At 62.2% G+C, this 19,660-nt stretch carries 21 protein-coding genes and 1 tRNA gene; 8 read left to right on the top strand and 14 right to left on the bottom strand.

Translation table 11 applies throughout. The annotated features are described in order from the left end of the window. The first annotated feature begins 95 nt into the window (after positions 1 to 95). Positions 96 to 449, top strand: coding sequence for a YgiW/YdeI family stress tolerance OB fold protein (locus tag ACFQ95_RS19280; RefSeq protein ID WP_422833539.1), 354 nt, complete (start codon positions 96 to 98; stop codon positions 447 to 449). 15 nt (positions 450 to 464) lie between these two features. Here ACFQ95_RS19280 and ACFQ95_RS19275 read toward each other — a convergent pair whose 3' ends face one another. Genes ACFQ95_RS19275 through ACFQ95_RS19255 form a run of 5 tightly spaced genes read right to left on the bottom strand, consistent with a single transcriptional unit; the run spans position 465 to position 4,994 of the window. Continuing rightward, complete coding sequence (locus ACFQ95_RS19275) at positions 465 to 884, bottom strand: GlcG/HbpS family heme-binding protein (protein ID WP_422833538.1); 420 nt, start codon at positions 882 to 884, stop codon at positions 465 to 467. 17 nt (positions 885 to 901) lie between these two features. After that, entirely contained in the window at positions 902 to 1,708 is an 807-nt protein-coding gene (locus ACFQ95_RS19270; protein WP_422833537.1) for an SDR family oxidoreductase, read from the bottom strand. A 12-nt stretch (positions 1,709 to 1,720) separates the two neighbouring features. Next, a complete protein-coding gene (locus ACFQ95_RS19265; protein WP_422833536.1) occupies positions 1,721 to 2,536 on the bottom strand; it encodes a D-glutamate cyclase family protein in 816 nt (271 codons plus the stop codon). Continuing rightward, positions 2,533 to 3,957, bottom strand: a complete 1,425-nt coding sequence (gene hydA, locus ACFQ95_RS19260) for a dihydropyrimidinase (protein WP_422833535.1) — start codon at positions 3,955 to 3,957, stop codon at positions 2,533 to 2,535. The genes ACFQ95_RS19265 and hydA overlap by 4 nt, the downstream gene beginning before the upstream one ends. Next, entirely contained in the window at positions 3,954 to 4,994 is a 1,041-nt protein-coding gene (locus tag ACFQ95_RS19255; RefSeq protein ID WP_422833534.1) for an ABC transporter substrate-binding protein, read from the bottom strand. Before ACFQ95_RS19255 ends, hydA begins: the two co-directional genes overlap by 4 nt. Positions 4,995 to 5,229: 235 nt before the next feature. Here ACFQ95_RS19255 and ACFQ95_RS19250 point away from each other — a divergent pair, with 235 nt between their 5' ends. Then, entirely contained in the window at positions 5,230 to 5,910 is a 681-nt protein-coding gene (locus ACFQ95_RS19250) for a GntR family transcriptional regulator (protein ID WP_422833533.1), read from the top strand. Positions 5,911 to 5,929: 19 nt separating this feature from the next. Here ACFQ95_RS19250 and ACFQ95_RS19245 read toward each other — a convergent pair whose 3' ends face one another. From ACFQ95_RS19245 to yaaA, 6 genes are all read right to left on the bottom strand, one after another. Next, positions 5,930 to 6,838 (bottom strand): alpha/beta fold hydrolase, encoded by a 909-nt coding sequence (locus tag ACFQ95_RS19245; RefSeq protein ID WP_422833532.1) that lies wholly within the window; start codon positions 6,836 to 6,838, stop codon positions 5,930 to 5,932. 95 nt (positions 6,839 to 6,933) lie between these two features. After that, positions 6,934 to 7,329 carry a CopM family metallochaperone gene (gene copM / locus ACFQ95_RS19240; RefSeq protein WP_422833531.1) on the bottom strand — a complete coding sequence of 132 codons (396 nt, stop codon included), beginning with the start codon at positions 7,327 to 7,329 and terminating at the stop codon, positions 6,934 to 6,936. Between the two features lie 152 nt (positions 7,330 to 7,481). Further along, complete coding sequence (gene queF, locus ACFQ95_RS19235; protein WP_422833530.1) at positions 7,482 to 8,339, bottom strand: NADPH-dependent 7-cyano-7-deazaguanine reductase QueF; 858 nt, start codon at positions 8,337 to 8,339, stop codon at positions 7,482 to 7,484. Positions 8,340 to 8,355: 16 nt separating this feature from the next. Further along, positions 8,356 to 9,258, bottom strand: a complete 903-nt coding sequence (locus ACFQ95_RS19230) for an alpha/beta fold hydrolase (protein WP_422833529.1) — start codon at positions 9,256 to 9,258, stop codon at positions 8,356 to 8,358. 71 nt (positions 9,259 to 9,329) lie between these two features. After that, positions 9,330 to 10,202, bottom strand: a complete 873-nt coding sequence (locus tag ACFQ95_RS19225; protein ID WP_422833528.1) for a 2OG-Fe(II) oxygenase — start codon at positions 10,200 to 10,202, stop codon at positions 9,330 to 9,332. Between the two features lie 33 nt (positions 10,203 to 10,235). Beyond that, positions 10,236 to 11,009, bottom strand: coding sequence for a peroxide stress protein YaaA (yaaA, locus tag ACFQ95_RS19220; protein ID WP_422833527.1), 774 nt, complete (start codon positions 11,007 to 11,009; stop codon positions 10,236 to 10,238). A gap of 177 nt (positions 11,010 to 11,186) precedes the next feature. Between yaaA and ACFQ95_RS19215 the strand changes: the two genes are divergently transcribed. From ACFQ95_RS19215 to galU, 3 genes are all read left to right on the top strand, one after another. Then, positions 11,187 to 11,822, top strand: a complete 636-nt coding sequence (locus ACFQ95_RS19215) for a VOC family protein (RefSeq protein ID WP_422833526.1) — start codon at positions 11,187 to 11,189, stop codon at positions 11,820 to 11,822. 141 nt (positions 11,823 to 11,963) lie between these two features. Next, positions 11,964 to 14,831 carry a valine--tRNA ligase gene (locus ACFQ95_RS19210; protein WP_422833524.1) on the top strand — a complete coding sequence of 956 codons (2,868 nt, stop codon included), beginning with the start codon at positions 11,964 to 11,966 and terminating at the stop codon, positions 14,829 to 14,831. Positions 14,832 to 14,950: 119 nt separating this feature from the next. Then, positions 14,951 to 15,859, top strand: coding sequence for a UTP--glucose-1-phosphate uridylyltransferase GalU (gene galU / locus ACFQ95_RS19205; RefSeq protein ID WP_422833522.1), 909 nt, complete (start codon positions 14,951 to 14,953; stop codon positions 15,857 to 15,859). Between the two features lie 84 nt (positions 15,860 to 15,943). On the opposite strand, the gene ACFQ95_RS19200 is transcribed toward galU, so the two are convergent. Further along, positions 15,944 to 16,171: a sulfurtransferase TusA family protein gene (locus tag ACFQ95_RS19200; RefSeq protein ID WP_422833575.1), complete on the bottom strand. Its 228-nt coding sequence runs from the start codon at positions 16,169 to 16,171 to the stop codon at positions 15,944 to 15,946. Between the two features lie 8 nt (positions 16,172 to 16,179). Next, positions 16,180 to 17,082: a cysteine synthase CysM gene (gene cysM / locus ACFQ95_RS19195; protein WP_422833521.1), complete on the bottom strand. Its 903-nt coding sequence runs from the start codon at positions 17,080 to 17,082 to the stop codon at positions 16,180 to 16,182. Between the two features lie 50 nt (positions 17,083 to 17,132). On the opposite strand from cysM, the gene ACFQ95_RS19190 reads away from it, so the two are divergent. The 3 genes from ACFQ95_RS19190 (at position 17,133) to ACFQ95_RS19180 (ending at position 18,608) form a co-directional block, all read left to right on the top strand. Beyond that, a tRNA-Leu gene (locus tag ACFQ95_RS19190) sits at positions 17,133 to 17,217 on the top strand. 367 nt (positions 17,218 to 17,584) lie between these two features. Beyond that, on the top strand, positions 17,585 to 17,950 hold the full coding sequence (locus tag ACFQ95_RS19185) for a hypothetical protein (protein ID WP_422833519.1): 366 nt from the start codon (positions 17,585 to 17,587) through the stop codon (positions 17,948 to 17,950). Positions 17,951 to 18,281: 331 nt separating this feature from the next. Continuing rightward, a complete protein-coding gene (locus tag ACFQ95_RS19180) occupies positions 18,282 to 18,608 on the top strand; it encodes a hypothetical protein (RefSeq protein ID WP_422833518.1) in 327 nt (108 codons plus the stop codon). A 73-nt stretch (positions 18,609 to 18,681) separates the two neighbouring features. Here the strand turns inward: ACFQ95_RS19180 and ACFQ95_RS19175 are convergent, their stop codons facing one another. Beyond that, on the bottom strand, positions 18,682 to 19,587 hold the full coding sequence (locus tag ACFQ95_RS19175; protein WP_422833516.1) for an amidohydrolase family protein: 906 nt from the start codon (positions 19,585 to 19,587) through the stop codon (positions 18,682 to 18,684). Positions 19,588 to 19,660: the final 73 nt, after the last annotated feature.

The following is a 19,660-nucleotide window of genomic DNA, read 5'->3' as shown; positions in this document are numbered from 1 at the left end:
TGGCCGGCCACAGCGGTGAACCAGGCCCATGCTTGCCCTTGAGACATTCAGGGCCAATGCTGTGGATACGGCGGCATGCTCCATAACATGTGCCCATGATAAAACGAACCACACTCCTCTGCACCGCAGCCATCGCGTTGGCCGCCGGCTCCGTCTCCGCCCAATATGCCGGGCCCGGCGCATCACCGGCCTTTTCTAGCGTCATTGACGTTCTCAACTCCGCCCCCGACGACGCGCATGTGGAGCTGGTGGGCTACGTCACGCGGCAGGTTGGCAAAGAGAAGTACCTCTTCCACGACGGCACGGGCGAGATCCGTGTCGAGATCGAGGCCGAGCACTTTCCCAAAGTGCGCATAGATGAAAAGACCAAGGTGCGTATTGGTGGTGAAGTCGAGAAGGAGTTTCTGCAAAGCCCCGAGATCGACGTGGACCACATCACGCTGCTCTAACACTCGCGAAGTGATTTAGCCCAAGGCCTGCAGCAAGGCCGCCACCGCCGTCTGCGCCACTTCGAGGTCCTGGTCGCCCGTGCCGGAGCCCACACCAATGCCGCCGACCACCAGGCCGTTCACCACGATGGGCAGGCCGCCCTTGAGATTCGTGACCTTGCCGCCGGTGGCCAGCGCGAGTTTGGTTTCCACGCCTTCGGGCACTTGGCCGGTGGCCGTGCGGCTGGATGCGGCTGTCATGGCCTTGTTGGTGGCCGACTGCTGAGACAGTATCTTGGCGCCATCCATGCGCAAAAACGCCAGCAGGTTGCAGCCGTCGTCAACGATGGCGATGCATTGCGGCTGGCCCATGGCCTGCGCCTTGGCCACGGCGGCATTGAGCATTAACAAGGCGCCTTCGTGTGTGAGCTTGAGGTGTGGGGTGGTAAGAGGCATCAGGGTTCTCCAAAAAATCAAATGGACCGGATGTTGCCACCATCACAGCGCAACATGGCGCCGGTGATGTAGGCGGCCGGCACGCTGGCGGCAAACGCGGCCAGGGCGCCGAACTCGGCCGGCTCACCATAACGTCCCATGGGAATGCCGCTGGTCGAGCGCGTGCGCACCTGCTCGGGCGTGAGGCCCTCCTTGGCGGCGATGGCTTCGTCGGTCAGTTGCACACGTTCGGTGTCGATACGGCCAGGCACCAGGATATTGGCGGTGATGCCGTCACGCGCCACCTCGGCCGACAAGGTCTTGGACCAGGGCACGAGCGCGCTGCGCAAGCTGTTGGAGATGCCCAGGATGGGCAGCGGCTGCACCACGCCCGAAGAGACAACGGTGAGGATGCGCCCCCAGCCGCGCGCGCGCATACCGGGCAAAAGCAGATCGGTCATGGCGATCACGGGCAGCACCATTTCTTCAAACGCGCTGCGCCAGGCCTCCACGCTGTGGCCACTGGCGCCGCCGTAATCGGGGCCGCCGGTGTTGTTGACCAGGATGTCGATGGGGCCAAAATCGGCCAGCAGTTTCTGCACAAATACAGACAGCTCAAGGGTCTTAGCCAACTCAAGTGCAAAGCCCGCGACCTGCACGTCGGCATGCCCGGCGGATGCCGCCTCGGCCTGGAGGTCTGCCGCGGTTTGCGCCAGGCGGGCCGTATCGCGCCCGGTGATGGCCACATGTGCACCTTCGCAGGCCAAGGCCCGCGCTATGCCCTGACCGATGCCGCGATTACCACCAAGCACCAGGGCGCGTTTGCCGTCGAGTCCGAGATTCATGGCCAATTTTCCTTATAGATTCGCTTCAAGGTCACTGAAAGGCTGTGCTGCGGCGCGCCGGTCGGTCACCAGCATACAACCCGGTTGATGCGTGGCGAAGCGCGCCACGCCGGCACGGCGCAAGGCCTCGACGGCGGTGAGTCCGCAGCCCCAATACAGCATGGTTTCGCCCGGCTGGGGCGGCAAGGGCTCGCCAAAGTCTGGCCGGGCAATGTCTTCTATGCCCAAGGCGGCTGGGTCGCCGCGATGCAGCGGTGCGCCATGCCCCTCTGGCAGCAACGCTGTGAGCCGCACCACGGTTTCCACGTCGGCGTGCTGGAACGGGCGTGCCGAAACCACCACCGGGCCGCCAAAGTGCTCGGTGGGCTGACACAGAAGCTGGGTGCAAAACAAGCCACCCTGGACGCCCCGTTCGATATGCCGCATGTACACACCAGCAGCAGCCAGCGCCGCCTCTTGCGAAAACCAGCAGCCCAGCACCAGAGCCACATCATCGTCGCGCCAGAAGCTGCACAGGTCTGCCACCTCTGCCTGCACCGCACCGTTGTGCCAGATCTGATAAGCACCGAGGTCGCGGCGCACATCAATGTCCTCGCCCAGCGTTGGCAGCGTGGGGTCGCCCGGGCACCCCAGCGCCAGCAGCGGCAAAGGCACTGGATTGCGCCGGCAGAAGTCGGCAAACTCATGCGCCAGAGCCTGGGGCAGGACCAGCAGATTGCCTTGCAGGTAGCCCGGCGCCAGCCCCGAAGTCATCAACGCTTGGCCGCTGCGGGCCAGACGCCGCACCTCGCGTGGCGTCAACTCCAGGCCGTCTTTCCCAGCCCTCATGCATTGGCCCGCATGGGTACGCCATGTTTGCCACGACGCAAGAACTGCCCATGGCCCAGCGCGCCCTTGAGCACACCGTCGTTGCACACCAGCTCGCCGCGCACCCACACCTGCGTAGGCCAGCCCGTGACCTGCATGCCTGCGTAGGGTGTGTAGTCCACGTTGTGGTGCAGCAAGGCGTTGTTGATCACGGTCTTGCGTGTTGGGTCCCATAACGCGAAGTCGGCATCGGCGCCCACTGCTATTTGGCCCTTGTGTGGCAACAAGCCGTAGATACGCGCGGGCGCGGTGCAGCACAGCTCAACAAACTCGGCCAGGCTCAAACGCCCAGCCATCACACCTTCAGAAAACAGCAGCGGCATACGTGTCTCCAGCCCCGGAATGCCGTTGGCAATGAAGCGGAACGACGCACGCGGGCCGTACTTGAGCTTGCCCGATTCGTCGAAGCGATACGGCGCATGGTCCGACGAGACCAGCGACAAGGCGCCCGACTGCAGCCCACGCCAGACAAACGGTGCGTTCTCCTTGGCGCGCGGCGGCGGGCTGCACATACACTTGGCGCCATCTTCGGTATGCAGGTCGTCGCTGCTCAGGAACAGGTACTGCGGGCAGGTCTCGGCCACGATGGGCAGGCCGCGCGCGCGCGCTTCGGCGATCACGTCAATCGCCTCGCGGCCCGACACGTGCACGATGAGAATCGGCGCGCCCACCAGTTCGGCCAATGCCACAGCGCGGAAAGTGGCCTCGCGCTCCACCAGCATGGGGCGCGATTCGGCGTGATAACGCGGTGCGGTCTTGCCTTGCCGCTCCAGGCGATCGGTCAGCCACAAAATGCAGTCGAGGTTTTCCGCGTGCACCATGGTGAGCATGCCGCAGCCGTTGGACGCGTCCAGCACCTCCAGCACCTGGCGGTCCGACAGGCGCAGCGCCTCGTAGGTGAGGTAGATCTTGATCGAGGTATAGCCCTCTTCCACCAAGGCCGGGATCTCGTGTTGCAGCACATCGTCCGTGGGGTCGGACACTATCATGTGAAAGCCGTAGTCGATAAACGAGCGCCCCGTGGCGCGCGCGTGGTAGACCTGCAGCGCATCGCGCAGCGATTGCCCCTTGAACTGCGGCGCAAACGCAATCAGCGTGGTGGTGCCGCCGAACGCGGCCGAGCGGCTGCCGCTTTCGAAGTCGTCGGCCATCTGTGCGCCACGCGCGGCGCTGCCCGGGTTGGGCGGCTGGTCGATGTGGCAATGGGCATCGACACCGCCCGGCAGCAGCCACTTGCCGCTGCCATCGAAGCGGCTGTGCCCGCCGTCGATGCGCTCGGCCAGTGCAGCCACCTTGCCGTTGCGCACACCCACGTCACAACGCGCCAGGCTTTGGCCGACAAACACCTCGGCCCCATGGATCACGCAGTCGAAGTCGTTCATTGCGGCAGCTTGCGGTCGGCCGCGGCGGGCAGGAACTGGCCGTCGTAGACGCTGGCGGCAGTGGGCTTGAGCGGCAGCTCGAACGCCGACACCACGGTGTCGATCTGGCTGGACAGGCGCGCCGCGTCCACCGCCCCCAGGCCGCCCGCACGTGTGGCGGCGCTGCTGATCTGGTTGCGCAGCAGCCATTGCAGCTTCTCGGTCTCTATCGCCTTGTTCACCAGCGGGTCGCGCTTGGCCAGCGCTTCGATGGCGGCGGCGGGGTCGGCCAGGGCATCACGCCAGCCCAGGGCCGTGGCCTTCACAAAGGCCTCGACCACCTTGGGCTGCGTGGTCATGAGCTTGCGCGAGACCATCAGTGCGTTGCCATAAAGGTCTAGCCCAAAGTCGGCGTAGCGCAGGAACACCACCTCGTCTTGCTTGAGCCCCATGGTCTTGAGGTTGAACCACACGCTGGAGTCAAAGCCGGTGACCGCATCGACGTCGCCGCGCGCCAGCACGGTCTCGCGCACGCGTATGTCGACGTTCTCCACCTTGACCTTGGATACATCAACACTGGCCTTCTTGATGAAGGCCGGGAACATGCGGTAGGCGCCATCACTCACCGGGCCGGCCACCTTGCGGCCTTCGAGGTCGGCGGGCTTGGTAATGCCGCTTTTCTTCAGCGCCACGATGGACAAGGGGCTGTTGGCGTAGAGCATGAGCACGGCCACCGGCGCCTGCTGCGGATTGCGCGCGGCAAACTCGATCAGCGAACTGGTGTCGGCAAAACCGAAGTCGTAGGAGTTGTTGCCCAATCGGCTGAGCACATCGCCGGTGCCGTTGGAAGAATCAAGCGTGACGTCCAGCCCCGCTGCCTTGAAGTAGCCACGCTCCTGCGCCAGAAACCACGGCGCGTTGGAACCGTCGGGCTTGTAGTTCAGCGAGAACTTGATCGCTGTTTGCGCGGATGCGACGCCTGCGGCCAGCAGGGCCAGGGTCATGGTGGTAGCAAGGCCCAGGCGGTGGGCCCAGCGGGTGGAAAGAGCAAAGGGCATGGTGCGGTCCTCAGTTAATTGGGTGTGGGCCGTGAAGAGCTTCGCGAGCCTCGCCAAGCAACTTGCAACCCCCAGGCCAGCCAGACCAACGCTCTATAAAAATCAATACGTTAGCATTCGATTCAGCGCAATCTGTTTGCTCAATTGCGCGAACCGCTAGTTCGCCGCACCATTTCGGACAGCCACACTGGCACCAATACTGCATCGCTTTTGCCCCATTCCGAGTCAAATCCGCATGTCCGCCGACGCCACCACCGAAGAAGACGTTTACCGCCAATTACACGCCGCCATCGTCGACCAGCGCTTGCCCGCAGGCAGCCGGCTCACGGAGACGGCCCTGTCAGAACTGCTCTCTGCCTCGCGCCGGCATGTCGACAAGGCCTTGTTGCGCCTGGCGCAGGAGAAGCTGGTGCGCATACGCCGCAATGCCGGTGCCTGGGTGGCCGCACCCACGCTGCAAGAGGCGCGCGAGATCTACGGTTTGCGCGTGATCCTGGAAGAAGCCGCCACGCGGCGCACCTGCGAAGTGTGGCGGCCCGAAGGCCTGCGCAGGCTCAAGGCCAATCTGGCGGCGGAAGAAAATGCCCACCGCTCACGCAATCTGCGCGAAGCCATACGGCTCAGCGGCGAATTCCACGTGCTGCTGGCGGACCTGTCGGGCAACTCAGAGCTGGCGCGGGTAGTTGAACAACTGGTGGCGCGCACCAGCCTGGTGACCCAGCTCTACGCCAACCCCGAGGGCCTGGGCTGCTGGCACAGCCAGCACCACGAACTGATGGACGCCATCACACAACGCAAAGCCGACCAGGCGGCAGCACTCATGCGGGCGCATTTGGTGGAGCTGGAAGAATCCTTGCGCGTCACCGCGCCGACGTCGCGCCACCATGAGTTGGCAATGGCGCTAAAGCTTCGCTGAACCGGTACACAGGCGCGGATCAAAGCTCCCGGTCCAGCAAGCGCAACAAGGCCGCGTCAAACCGCTCGGGCTGCTCGAACTGCAGCCAGTGCCCGGCGCCGTTGATGAACTGCAGTCCACGGAAATTGGGCGCCACCGACAACGCCTCTTCCAACGCATCCAGCTTGCCTTCGTATAAGGCATCGTGCAGACCATAAATGGCGGTGACGGGTTGCTGGATTTGCATCAACGCCAGCTTGAGTGCCTCGGTATACGCCAGGCGGCGGCCGGGCATGCGGTCGCGGCCTACGTTGCCGGCGTGCACGGCCAAGGCCAATGGCGTCAAGGCATCGGGCTTGTGCAGCATCAGCGCCAAAAGGTTGTAGCGGTGCATGGCTTCGACCTCGGCCGGATCGTTCAAATGGCGCCAGCCGCGCAATTGCACGGTGCGGCGCGAGGCCACACCCAGGCCGGGGGCGCCAGCGATCACCAGTTGACGCAGCAGTTGAGGGTGCGCGGCGGCGAGCAGGCCCGCCGTCATGCCGCCGAACGAAAAGCCCACCAGGTCGCAGGGCACAGCGCCCAGCAGTTGTTGCAGGCCGGTAGCCAAGGGGGCGACCAAGGCGTCGGCGTCACGACCTTCTGGCGGCAGCGCCGAGTCGCCAAAACCCGGCAGATCGGGCACCCAGACGCGGCGGCCGGTTTGCACCAGGGGGATGATGTTGCGCACCCAGTGCGTCCAGCTGCCACTGCCGCCGTGCAGCAGCACCAGCGGCGGCAGCTCAGTGTTTTTCGGGCCCCAGGCATGCCAGACCAGGCTGCCGTCGCCACATGGCGTTTCGAAGCGCTCGGCGCTGGCCTGGAGTTGGCTGATCAGAGAAACGTCATCGACCACGGCAAATGACGCGGACGACGGGGGCAGAGAGGGGGATGCGGATGCGGCAGACATGCGCCGGTTATACCCGCTGCGGCGCGGCGTTTGCTGCCGTGGCCAGACACCCCACCCGGCAAGTCAACTTCACATCGCTGCGTCAATCTGCAGCGTCACTTGACACCATTCTTCGCCTGCCACTGCTTCATGAACGCAATCTCCGACTCTTGCGCCTTGATGATGTCTTGCGCCATCTTGCGCAGCTCGGGGTCTTTGCCGTGTTTCAGCAGCACCTGGGCCATGTCCACGGCGCCTTGGTGGTGGGCAATCATGTGCGAGACAAAGTCTTTGTCGGCGTCGCCGGTGTAGGGCACGCTCATGCCCTTCATCATTTTTTCGTCGCTTTGCAGATAGGCCTTGGTGGATGGGCTGGTATTGGTGGCAGATGCTGCGGGCGCGCCATGGGTGCCATGGTCCATCTTGGCGGCTGGCTGTTGTGCGTGTGCGCCAAAGGCGGTCACCAAAACGACGCCTGCAGCCAGGGTTTTGAGAGCGGGTAAGGTAGGCATGGGTTTGAATCCTGAAGTTGCGAACACGTGTCGAACAGCTTATTGAACGATGGTGTCATCTTCATGCTTTACCCCATGGGAAGGTCAAGCGTCGCCAGACCCAAACGCCCCTGGTTTGCAGGGGCATTTGGCTGGCTTGGCTGGGCTGGGGCTTACTGCCGCGCGGTGCGGATGTTGGGCGGCAGCGCACTCGGGTGGCTGGTGCGGAACGGGTTGATGTCTAGCCCGCCGCGCCGCGTGTAACGTGCGTAGACCGTGAGCTTGATGGGTTTGCAGCGGCGCCACACCTCCATGAAGATGCGCTCCACACACTGCTCGTGAAACTCGTTGTGGTTGCGAAAGCTCACGATGTATTGCAGCAGCCCAGCTTGGTCGATCTGCGGGCCGCTGTAGCTGATCTGCACCGTGCCCCAGTCGGGCTGGCCGGTGACCAGGCAGTTGCTCTTGAGCAAGTTACTGGTCAGCACTTCGCTCACAGGGGCTTCATCAAAAGCGGCTGTCAGCAACTCGGGTGCGGGGCTGTAGTGCGTGCATTCGAGGTCGAGTCGGTCTAGGCTCAGGCCGTCGATTTCATGCACGGGTTCGCGGTCGAACTCTTCGGGCAGCACCAGGCGCACACCCACGGTGGAGGGGCGGTCGCTGCCGCGCCACACGGCTTCGCTGATGTCGCTGCGCAGGCGGTCGCGCACCGCGCTGGCGTCGGCAAAACGGGTGTTGTTAAAGCTGTTGAGGTAAAGCTTGAACGACTTGCTCTCGACGATGTTGGGCGTTTCACAAGGCACGGTGAAGTGCGCCAGCGCGACCTGCGGCTTGCCCTTGGTGTTCAACCAGCTGAGTTCAAACGCGCTCCACAGATCGGCGCCGAAAAACGGCACGCTGCCCTTGCCTTCATCGGCTATGCCGATTTCGGCACGCTTGGTGGCACGCGGAATGGGAAACAGCAGCGAGGCGTCGTACTGGTCGATGTAGGCGGAGTTTTTGCCGAGCTGGGATTGTTCGGGGGTATTCATAGGTGGTCTCAAAAAATTAGGTTGCATTGTGTGCGGCCAAATGCGGCAACACGGCGTTGAGCACCAGCGGCACCACGGGGTCGGGCAGGTCGTGGCCCATGCCGTCTATCAGCACAAAGCGCGCACCCGGAATACGTTTGGCCGTGTCCTGGCCCCCGGGCAGTGGCACCATGCCATCCTGGTTACCGTGCACCACCAGCGTAGGCACGGTGATGCGTGGCAGCGCACGTGCGCGCGCAAAGTCGCAGCCCACGGCCACCAGTTGGCGGCGCATGCCGTCGGGGTGGTGGCTGCGGTCAATCGCGCGGGCAGCGCGCTCACGGATCACGCTTTCGGGCACGGGATAGACCTTGCCCGCAATGGCTTGCACCACCCGCACGGTTTGTTCGATTTGTGCTTCGCGGCTGGCGGGCGCAGGCTGCATCACCACGCGCAGCACCTCGGGACGTGGCAGCGGCAGATGGCGCGCGCCGCTGCTGCTCATCATGCTGGTCAGGCTGAGCAGGCGCTCGGGCGCGGCCAGCGCCAGGCGCTGCGCGATCATGCCGCCCATGCTGACACCGAGCACATGCGCGCGCTGCACACCCAGCGCGTCGAGCACACCCAGGGTGTCCTGCGCCATATCGCTCAGGCTGTAGGGCGGCAACACCGGGAATCCCAGGCGCAGGCGTGTGGCGGTCCACATCAGGTTGGGCACACGCAGGTGGTCGTAGTGTTGGCTCAGGCCGATGTCGCGGTTGTCGAAACGGATGACGCGGTAGCCTGCGGCCACCAACTGTTGCACCATCAGTTGTGGCCAAGCGATGAGCTGCATGCCCAGGCCGTGGATCAGCAGCAGCGCCGGGCGCGCGGGCGCGCCAGCCTGCGCGGGGCCGGAGTCCTCGACTTCGATGTCGATGCCGTTCGCTTTAATTTTCATAGCTGGTTCCGCAGATTCAACAAGCGCTGCGGGCACTTTTTTCTTAAATCATTGAAGCGCACATGCGTTCATCAAATGAACTCGCGCTCACGCATCCACTTGGTGGCCACCCACTTTTCGCCGGCCATCACCGGCGCACCGCCGTGCAGCGTGCGCGTGGTCGGGTGCGCGCGTTCGTAGCTGAAGAACACCGCGCTGCCACGAATCGGCGCCACGTTGAAATGCACATCGGGAAACACCGTGTCGCCACCCCGCTCGGGCGTGTTGAGATACATCACCAGCGTGGCCACACGCTGGCCACCACGGCGCAGTATGGTGGGCGTGCCGGGCTCGCCGGGGTCGAAATAATCGTAGTGCGGCTTGTATTCGGCGCCGGGCCCGTAGTGCAGCACCTGCAGGCCTTCACCGTTGACCAGCGGCCAGTTGAGCATGCGGGCAATGCGCGCTTCTATGCGCGTGATCAAGTCGCTTTCACCCCGGCTGAAGAACATGCCTTCGCTGGTGCGGTCGGCGTTGAGTTCTTCGCCGCCGGTCTTGGGTGCCACGGTGAGCGAGCGGTTCAGGCGCGGGTTGGCGGCGGCTATCAGCGCCTCGCACTCCTCATCGCTCAATACATTGCCCAGCACCAGCAGACGGGGCTTGTGCATGCTGCACAACACCTGCACCTGGCGGTCACCGGCATCGATGAGGCGGCCGCCCTCGGGCAGGGTGGGCTCGGGCACGGGCACACCGGGCGCAAGTTGGGCTTCTTCCTTTTTGCCCTTTAAATGCGCTGTCAACGTGGACTCCATCGCCAGTATGGCCACGTCTTCCGTCCAGCCCGCATCGCGCATCGACTGCAAGATCACCGCAGCGGTGTAGCCGCTCTCCGCCTGGTCAACAATCCATTGGCGCAGCTGCGGCGTGATGGCTTGGGCGGACGGTTGGGACGGCGTTTGGGTCATGGGCGAAATGAGCAGTTGGCGATGGGCTGTGGGTCAGGCCGCTTTGCGGCGGAACACCAGCCGGTCCGGTTGCGAAACATCGGCAGCAAAAGCATAACCTTCCAGGTCAAAAGCCTCCAGTTGTTTGGGCAGCGTGAGGCGGTGGGTGATGGCGTAGCGCGCCATCAAGCCACGCGCACGCTTGGCCATGAAGCTGATGATTTTGTACTGACCGTTCTTGAACTCTTCAAATACACACTCGACCACACGCGCCTTCAGCACTTTCTGGTCCACCGCCTTGAAATACTCCTGCGATGCCAGGTTGACCACCACCGGCGACACGTCGGCGCGCAAGCGGGTGTTCAGGTGTTCGGCAATGCTGCTGCCCCAGAACTTGTAAAGGTTGCTGCCGTGGGCATTTGGCAGCTTGGTGCCCATTTCCAGCCGATAGGGCTGCATCCAGTCCAGCGGGCGCAGCACGCCATACAGGCCGCTCAAGATGCACAAATGCTCCTGCGCCCAGGCCAGGTCTTGCTCGGGCATGGCGCGGGCGTTCAGGCCACCGTACACATCGCCATCAAACGCCAGTGCGGCCTGGCGCGAGTTCTTGGCGGTGAACTTGGGGCTCCAGGCCTGGTAACGCGCCACGTTCAAGGCAGACAAGGCATCGCTCAGGTGCATCAGCGAAGCGATTTGTTGCGGCGATTGGGCTTTCAGCAGCGCGATCAGCTCAGTCGACTGGGCCACAAACTGCGGCTGGGTGTGTGGCACTTTGGCGATCGGCGTGTCGTAGTCAAGTGCTTTGGCAGGGGAGACGAGAAACAGCATATGAAATGTGAAAGGTCTGGTATCGGTGGTATCGCTGGTATCGGTCGATCTTAGGGGATGGCGTTTACAGATGACGCGGCAGCTATCAATTGACCTAGGCCGTCTCGATGAATTACGATATGGTTAATTGATTTATCATTAGTAAATCAACCCAATGTCTAAATTTGGAGATTTGCCATGGCCGCCGTCCTCTCTGCAGTCGCGAAAACCTTGCCAGCCACCCTGCCCACCCCCGCCGCCATCCACCAGTTGCACCACGTGGCCTACCGCGCGCGTGACGCGGAAGAAACGCGCCACTTCTATGAAGACATACTGGGCCTGCCCCTGTACCACATCATCCAGAGCGACGTGGTGCCCAGCACCGGCGAGTACTGCCCCTACACCCACTTCTTCTTCCAGTTACGCGACGGCTCGTTCATCGCCTTCTTCGACCTGGGCGACGACGTGGCCTCCCTGCCCTCGCCCAATACCCCGGCCTGGGTGCAGCACATCGCGTTTCGTGTGGACACGGTGCAAGAGCTGGAAGACATGAAAACCCGGCTACAGGCCGAAGGCATTGAGGTGCTGGGCGTGACCGACCACCATATCTTCAAGAGCATTTATTTCTTTGACCCCAACGGCGTGCGTCTGGAGTTGTCGGCCCAACTGGCCGACACGGTGCAGATGCACAAAGACAGCCTGGTGGCGCGCGAGCGGCTGGACGCATGGACGGCGCGCAAGGCGCAGTGGCGTGCCGAGCGGGCTGCGGGCCAGACCGCGGGCAGCCTCAAGCCGCAGCAGAACGACAGACCGGAGTACCTGGCCAAACCCTAAACCCTGCTGAGACGCGCTTAAATCAACGCTCAAGCACGCGCGCAAGGAGCGCGCAGGCTGGGGATAAAATCATCCTCAACCTGTCCCAACATCCATACGGCATCCACACGGGGTGCCGTTTTCATTTCTCCAGGGTTCCCCATGAGCGATACACCACAGCAGCCCGGCCTTGAAAGCCTGTCCAAATCCTTTGAACCCGCCGCCATCGAGGCGCAATGGGGGCCGGAGTGGGAGAAGCGCGGCTACGGTGTCGCCGGCTTCCGGGGCAGCCAGCAACCCAACGCCGAGCAACCCGCGTTTGCCATCCAGTTGCCGCCACCCAATGTGACCGGCACGCTGCACATGGGCCACGCCTTCAACCAGACGGTGATGGACAGCCTGACGCGTTACCACCGCATGCGCGGCTTCAACACCGCCTGGGTGCCCGGCACCGACCACGCCGGCATTGCCACACAAATCGTGGTGGAGCGCCAGTTGCAAGAGCAAAAGGTCAGCCGCCACGACCTGGGCCGCAAGAATTTCGTCGCCAAGGTATGGGAATGGAAAGAGCAAAGCGGCAACACCATCACCAGCCAGATGCGCCGCATGGGCGCCAGCGTGGACTGGAGCCGCGAGTACTTCACCATGGACGACAAACTGTCCAAAACGGTGACCGAAACCTTTGTGCGCCTGTACGAGCAGGGCCTGATCTACCGTGGCAAGCGCCTGGTCAACTGGGACCCGATTCTGCAAAGCGCGGTGAGCGACCTCGAAGTGGAGAGCGAAGAGGAAGACGGCTCGTTGTGGCACATTCGTTACCCGCTGGCCGACGGCTCGGGCTCGCTGACCGTGGCCACCACCCGTCCCGAGACCATGCTCGGCGACGTGGCCGTGATGGTGCACCCCGAAGACGAGCGCTACAAACACCTGATCGGCCAGATGGTCACGCTGCCGCTGTGTGACCGCACCATCCCCGTGATTGCCGACGACTATGTCGACAAGGAGTTTGGCACCGGCGTGGTGAAGGTCACCCCCGCACACGACCAGAACGACTACCAGGTGGGCCAGCGCCACAAGCTGCCCATGCTGTGTGTGTTGACCCTGGATGCCAAGATCAACGACCAGGCCCCGGCCGTCTACCAAGGCCTGGACCGCTTTGTGGCGCGCAAGAAGATCGTCGCCGATCTGGACGCGCTGGGCCTGCTGGTCGAAACCAAGAAACACAAACTCATGGTGCCGCGCTGCACCCGCACCGGCCAGGTGATCGAGCCCATGCTGACCGACCAATGGTTTGTGGCCATGACCAAGGTCAGCGACCAAGACCCCACGGGCAAAAGCATCGCCACCAAGGCGATTGATGCCGTGGCCAGCGGCGAGGTGCAGTTTGTGCCCGAGAACTGGGTCAACACCTACAACCAGTGGATGAACAACATCCAGGATTGGTGTATCAGCCGCCAACTCTGGTGGGGCCACCAGATCCCGGCCTGGTACGACGAGGACGGCAACGTCATCGTGGCGCGCAACGAAGCCGAAGCCCAAGCCAAGGCGCCGGGCAAGACCCTGCGCCGCGACGAAGACGTGCTAGACACCTGGTACTCGTCCGCGCTCGTGCCTTTCTCGACCATGGGCTGGCCCGAAAAGACGCAGGACTACGACCTGTACCTGCCCTCTTCGGTCCTGGTGACGGGCTACGACATCATCTTCTTCTGGGTCGCCCGGATGATCATGATGACCACACACTTCACCGGCCGCGTGCCGTTCAAGCACGTCTACATCCACGGCCTGGTGCTCGATGCCCAAGGCAAGAAGATGAGCAAGAGCGAAGGCAACGTGCTCGATCCGGTCGATTTGATCGACGGCATTGCCCTGCAGCCGCTGCTCGACAAGCGGGTGGTCGGCCTGCGCAAGCCGGAAACCGCGCCCACGGTGCGCAAAAACACCGAAAAAGAATTCCCCACAGGCATTCCAGCCTTTGGCGCCGATGCGCTGCGTTTTACCTTTGCATCGCTCGCTACGTTGGGCCGAAGCATCAATTTCGACAGCAAACGCTGCGAGGGCTACCGGAATTTTTGTAACAAGCTGTGGAACGCCACACGCTTTGTTTTGATGAATTGCGAAGGCCAGGACTGCGGCTTGAAAGAGCACAGCAAGGCCGATTGCCAACCCGGCGGCAGCGCCCATGGCTACATGCAATTCAGCCTGGCCGACCGCTGGATCAGCTCGGTGCTGCAACAAGTCGAAGCCGATGTGGCCAAAGGTTTTGCCGAGTACCGCCTCGACAACGTGGCCAACACACTTTACGACTTTGTCTGGAACGAGTTCTGCGACTGGTACCTGGAGATCGCCAAGGTGCAGATCCAGACCGGCTCTGAAGCCCAGCAACGCGCCACGCGCCGCACGCTGATCCGCACGCTGGAAGCTATTCTGCGCCTGGCCCATCCGGTGATTCCCTTCATCACCGAAGCCCTGTGGCAAAAGGTGGCGCCAGTGGCCGGTATCGGCGGTGATTCGGTGAGCATTGCGCCCTACCCACAAAGCCAGCCCGAGAAGATCGACCCGGCCGCGCTGGCCCATGTCGCCAAGCTCAAGGCCCTGGTCGACGCCTGCCGCAACCTGCGCGGCGAGATGAACGTCTCGCCCGCCACGCGCCTGCCGCTGTACGCCCTGGGCGACGACGCCTTTATGGCCGAGGTGGCGCCGGTGCTCAAGTCACTTGCCAAGCTCAGCGAAGTCAAGCTGTTTGCCGACGAAGCCAGCTGGCAAGCCGCCGCCCAGGCGGCCCCCACCGTGGTGTCTGGCGCCACACGTATGTGCCTGTACATGGAGGTCGATGTGGCCGCCGAAAAAGCGCGTTTGTCGAAGGAAATCGCCCGCCTGGAAAACGAAATCAGCCGTGCGAATGTGAAGCTAGGCAACGAAGCTTTTGTGGCCAAGGCGCCGCCCGCCGTGATCGCCCAGGAACGCCAGCGCGTGGCCGATTTCGGCACCACGTTGGTACGCATTCAGGAACAACTTGTAAGACTTGGCTGATGGACGGCGGTTAACACAACCGTTAGCATGTCACCAGGGGGGCAATACTAGGACCAGCTAATGGGCTGAGTGGCCTCCGCCTGTTCATCCATTTCTTAGCAACTCTGAACTATTGATCTATGGCTACAAATCCACACAAAGTCGTCAAGAAAGCCGTTTTCCCGGTCGCCGGGCTAGGAACACGGTTCCTCCCCGCCACCAAGGCGCAACCGAAGGAAATGTTGCCGATTGTGGATAAGCCCCTCATCCAGTACGCAGTCGAAGAAGCGTATGCGGCCGGCATTCGGCACATGATCTTCGTCACCGGCCGCAACAAGCGCGCCATCGAAGACCACTTCGACACCGCCTACGAACTGGAAAACGAACTCGAAGCCAATGGCAAACGCGAGTTGCTGAACCTCGTGCGTTCGGTACACCCGGACGACATGAACTGCTCATTTGTGCGCCAGCCACGTTCGCTGGGCCTGGGCCACGCGGTGTTGTGCGCCGAGCACTTGGTCGGCCACGAACCGTTTGCGGTTCTGCTGGCCGATGATTTGATGATTGGCCCCACGGGTGGTCAAGCGGTGTTGGCCCAGATGACGGCCGCTTTCACGCGCTGGGGCACCTCGCTGCTGGCAGTGCAGGAAGTGCCACAAGACCAGGTCAAGCGTTACGGCATCGTCGCCGGAGAAGTGGTCTCCGGCGTGGAAAATGGCCGCCTCACGCGCGTCAGCCAAATTGTGGAAAAACCATCGCCCGAGAACGCGCCCTCGCGCATGGGCGTGGCCGGTCGTTACGTGCTCACGCCTGGTGTGTTCGACCAGATTCGCGCCCAACCACGCGGCGCGGGTGGCGAAATCCAACTGACTGACGGTATCGCCGGCTTGCTGTCGACCGAAATCGTGCATGCCTTCCAGTACGAAGGCAAACGTTACGACTGCGGCAGCAAAGAAGGCTTTCTGGAAGCCACGGTGGAACTGGCGCTGCAGCACCCTGAAGTGGGTGCGGCTTTCCGCGAAAAGCTCAAGACTTTGGATTTGAGCTAAGCCTCGTTTTCCTGGGTAAAAACTGAAAAGCCGCCGTTGCGCTCAAAGCGCACGGCGGCTTTTCTTTTTGAAGGGTCGCTTGGTTTAGCGCCGGCGCAGCACGTGGATGTAGTCTGTACCCAGCGTTTCCTGTTGCACCAGCTCATTGCCGGTTTGCCGCGCAAACGCCTGAAAATCGCGTGTCGAACCCGCATCGGTGGACACCACCTTGAGCAACTCGCCGCTTTGCATGCCGGACAAGGCTTTCTTCGCCTTGAGAATCGGCAAGGGGCAGTTCAGCCCACGGGTGTCGAGTTCCTGGTCTATGTGCATGGCAGCCATCACGCAGGGAAAACGCCGGTCGACAAATACCGGTCGCCACGGTCACACACCACAAACACGATGGTGGCATTGCTTTCGCGCTCGGCAATCTGCTGCGCCACCCAGCAGGCGCCAGCAGCCGAAATGCCACCAAAGATGCCCTCTTCGCGCGCCAGGCGGCGGCACATGTCTTCGGCATCGTCCTGGGTCACGTAGACCATCTCGTCGACCAACGAAGGCTCGTAAATCTTCGGCAGGTATTCTTCGGGCCACTTGCGTATGCCCGGGATACGCGAACCCTCGGTGGGCTGCGCGCCAACGATCTGGATGTTGGGGTTTTTTTCCTTCAAGAACCGCCCCACGCCAGTGATGGTGCCGGTGGTTCCCATGGCGCTCACAAAGTGCGTGATCTGGCCCGCCGTGTCGGCCCAAATCTCTGGGCCGGTGGTCTCGTAGTGAATGCGCGGGTTGTCGGGGTTGGCAAACTGGTCGAGCACGCGGCCCTTGCCATCGCGCTGCATCTGCTCAGATAAATCACGCGCGTACTCCATGCCACCGCTCTTGGGGGTGAGGATCAGCTCGGCGCCAAACGCCTTCATGGTCTGTGCACGTTCGACCGACAAGTCCTCCGGCATGATCAACACCATGCGGTAACCCTTGACCGCGGCGGCCATGGCCAGCGCAATGCCGGTATTGCCCGAGGTGGCTTCGATCAAGGTATCGCCAGGCTTGATGTCGCCGCGCTCTTCAGCGCGCCGTATCATGGACAACGCCGGTCGGTCTTTCACCGAGCCCGCCGGGTTGTTGCCCTCCAGCTTGCCCAAAACCACGTTGTTTTTCTCTTTATTGGCAGCGGCTCCGATGCGCTGAAGCGCTACCAGCGGAGTTTTCCCAATCGCATCTTCAATCGTCAGGTAATTCATACCCTAGACTGTGCCATAATTCGGGTCTTGCTTCTGCAGCAACAAAATTAGCCCGGGTGGTGAAATTGGTAGACGCAGGGGACTCAAAATCCCCCGCCGCAAGGCGTGCCGGTTCGATTCCGGCCCCGGGCACCACGCTTAGTGTGATAACCCCTTGATTGGAAACGATCAAGGGGTTTTTCATTGGAGAAATGGGTTTTTAATGCCCCACATCCACACGCCCCCAAACGCGAGAAATCGGCCACAATCCCGCAAAAATCCCGCACGGTGGGCCACAAGGCAGGTGCTGCGGACAGCGTACATACGCAAGTACAAGAACAGATGCCGAGCCGAAGTTGAGCGCAATGGGCAGCGCAAGTCGGCCGTCTGGGGCACCAAGCGAGAGGCCCAAGAATGGGCGCGCATCACGGAGATCTAGCTGCTCGCCGGCAAGGGCGACATCCAATGCACCAGGCGCTGCTGATGGCAGGCCTGGATGAGCCGTATAGAGAAGGACGCCAGAATGATCAAACGTTTAACCGGCATCGCTTTGGGTCTACTGCTTTTCACCGTTGCGTCCGCGCAGTCGCTTGAAGAGCGCGTTCGCCAGTTAGAGGAACGCGTAAATCAGCTTGAAAGGCAACAGATGCGGGCCGCGTCTCCTTCACCGAGCCCAAAGCCCGTCATCAACCAGGCGGAAGGTTGGCGACAAAGAGAAAATTGGCGCGCGCTAAAGCGGGGCATGACTGATAGCGATGTGCGCTCTCTTTTAGGGGAGCCAACCAAGGTGAACGCTTACGGTTTTTTTTCCGTATGGGAATATCCTGAAGCGGGTCGCGCCCAATTTGATCGCGCTGAAAAGCTTAATGGCTGGGCGGAGCCACGCTGAGTCGTGGTCCATCATGGGATCCAATTAGGTTCAGGCTTAGACATTGAACCCGAAATGAAGACGCCACATCAGAGCCTCTATGGCAGCCGCGCCAAGGATCACTGGGAGCAGTAGCGCAATCCACATCCATCGACGCGAAAAAGCCTCATCAACCCGCTTCAACCGGTGATGCAGTTGGTTTTCGAATGCAGCCTTCCTGCGCCCGTCCTCTTGATGAGAAGCAGCGCAAATACATGTTTGTTGTGCGCACGCGCCTACAAACGAATAAGCAGGCGGCTTGCACTTTTTTCTGAGCTCATTCGTATAGTGGGCCGGTCACAACAGCCCGCGCGTGAACACCATGCAACAAGTACGAATCTGTTGGCTGCCCAGCGCTGTCCATCCATCGGCGCACATTTACAGCACGCCCTCTTACAGCGGCTGGGAAGAAGAAACCAAAGAGTCGGCGTTGAATATGCGCTTGCTGTGCAACGCGTCCAACAAGCTTTACGGTCCGGGCTCTCACTGGATTGAGACCCGCGAGTTGATGGCCGCGGTAGATTTTATTGACCACAAGGCACCACCGAATGCGCCTGTTGCCAAAACCCGGCAGCAGATGAACATCTCCATCCCGCAACGGTTGTACCTCGCGGCCCAATGGCGCCTGATGCTGATCTGAACCGACGTTGAAATCCTCCCTCCCTCTCTCGCGTCGGTTCTTGCCCGCTTTCAGCGGGCTTTTTTAAGCCAGTTCAGAGCCCGAACGGCCAGATCTTCTGCACCGTGCCCGACAAGATCTGCTGTCTATCGCTGGCCGACAAAAAGCCCAGGTTGTCGCGGTACACCGCCACCATCCTGTCGTAAGGCAACTCGCTCAGCGAGATTGGCCAGTCGGTGCCCCACATGCAGCGGCCCGCGCCAAAGCGGTCTATCACACGTTTCACCTGGTCGAACGCATCGGCGTAGGGATAGGCCTGTTTCGACAAACGCGGCACATGCGAGATCTTCACAAACACCTTGGGGAAACGCGCCAGCGCAAGCAATGCCTCGAGCTGCTGCGGCTGGTCAGGCAGCGCGTCGGCCATGTGGTCTATTACCACGGTCAGGTCGGGGTTCTGCTCGATCAAGGGCACCAGGTCGGCCATGCGTTGTGGCGAAGCCAAAATGGTCATAGGCACCTTCAACTCGGCACAACGGCGCCACAAGGGTGGCATCAGCGGACCACGAATCCAGTCGCCGTCGGCCTGGTCGGATGGGCTCAGGCGCACACCACGAAAGCCTTGCTCCAAGGTGAGCCGGCTCAGGTGATCGGGCGCCGCCGGGTCCTCGGGGTTGACGCGGCAGATGCCCTGAAACTTGTCCGGGTAGCGCTTCAGCACATCGGCCAGGTAGCTGTTGTCCCAACGGTAGTGGATCACCTGCACGATCACCGTGCGCGACACGCCGTTGGCCTGCATCAGCGCCAGCAGCATCTCGGCAGACGCATCAAACTCGGGTGGCTTGCGGCCTTGCGCGAACGGAAAGGCCGGATCGCGCTTCCAGACGTGCACGTGGGAATCGATGAGCAGCGGCGCGGTTTCGGCCGCACTGACCAGGGGCAGATGGGATGCAAAGGGCGCGGCAAGGGAAGCCGCGAGAACGCGGCGGCGGTTCAGCATGGTTGTCTCCGGGGTTAGAAAATCTTCGCGGCGCAGCGGTCTGGCGCCGCCTTGGAGTCCGCTATGTGGGCGG

This window comes from Variovorax sp. HJSM1_2, from assembly GCF_049316285.1.
In the GTDB taxonomy this organism is placed as follows: domain Bacteria; phylum Pseudomonadota; class Gammaproteobacteria; order Burkholderiales; family Burkholderiaceae_C; genus Rhodoferax_B.
Note: the sequence above shows the minus strand (reverse complement) of the source record. Positions and strands in the feature narration are given on the sequence as shown.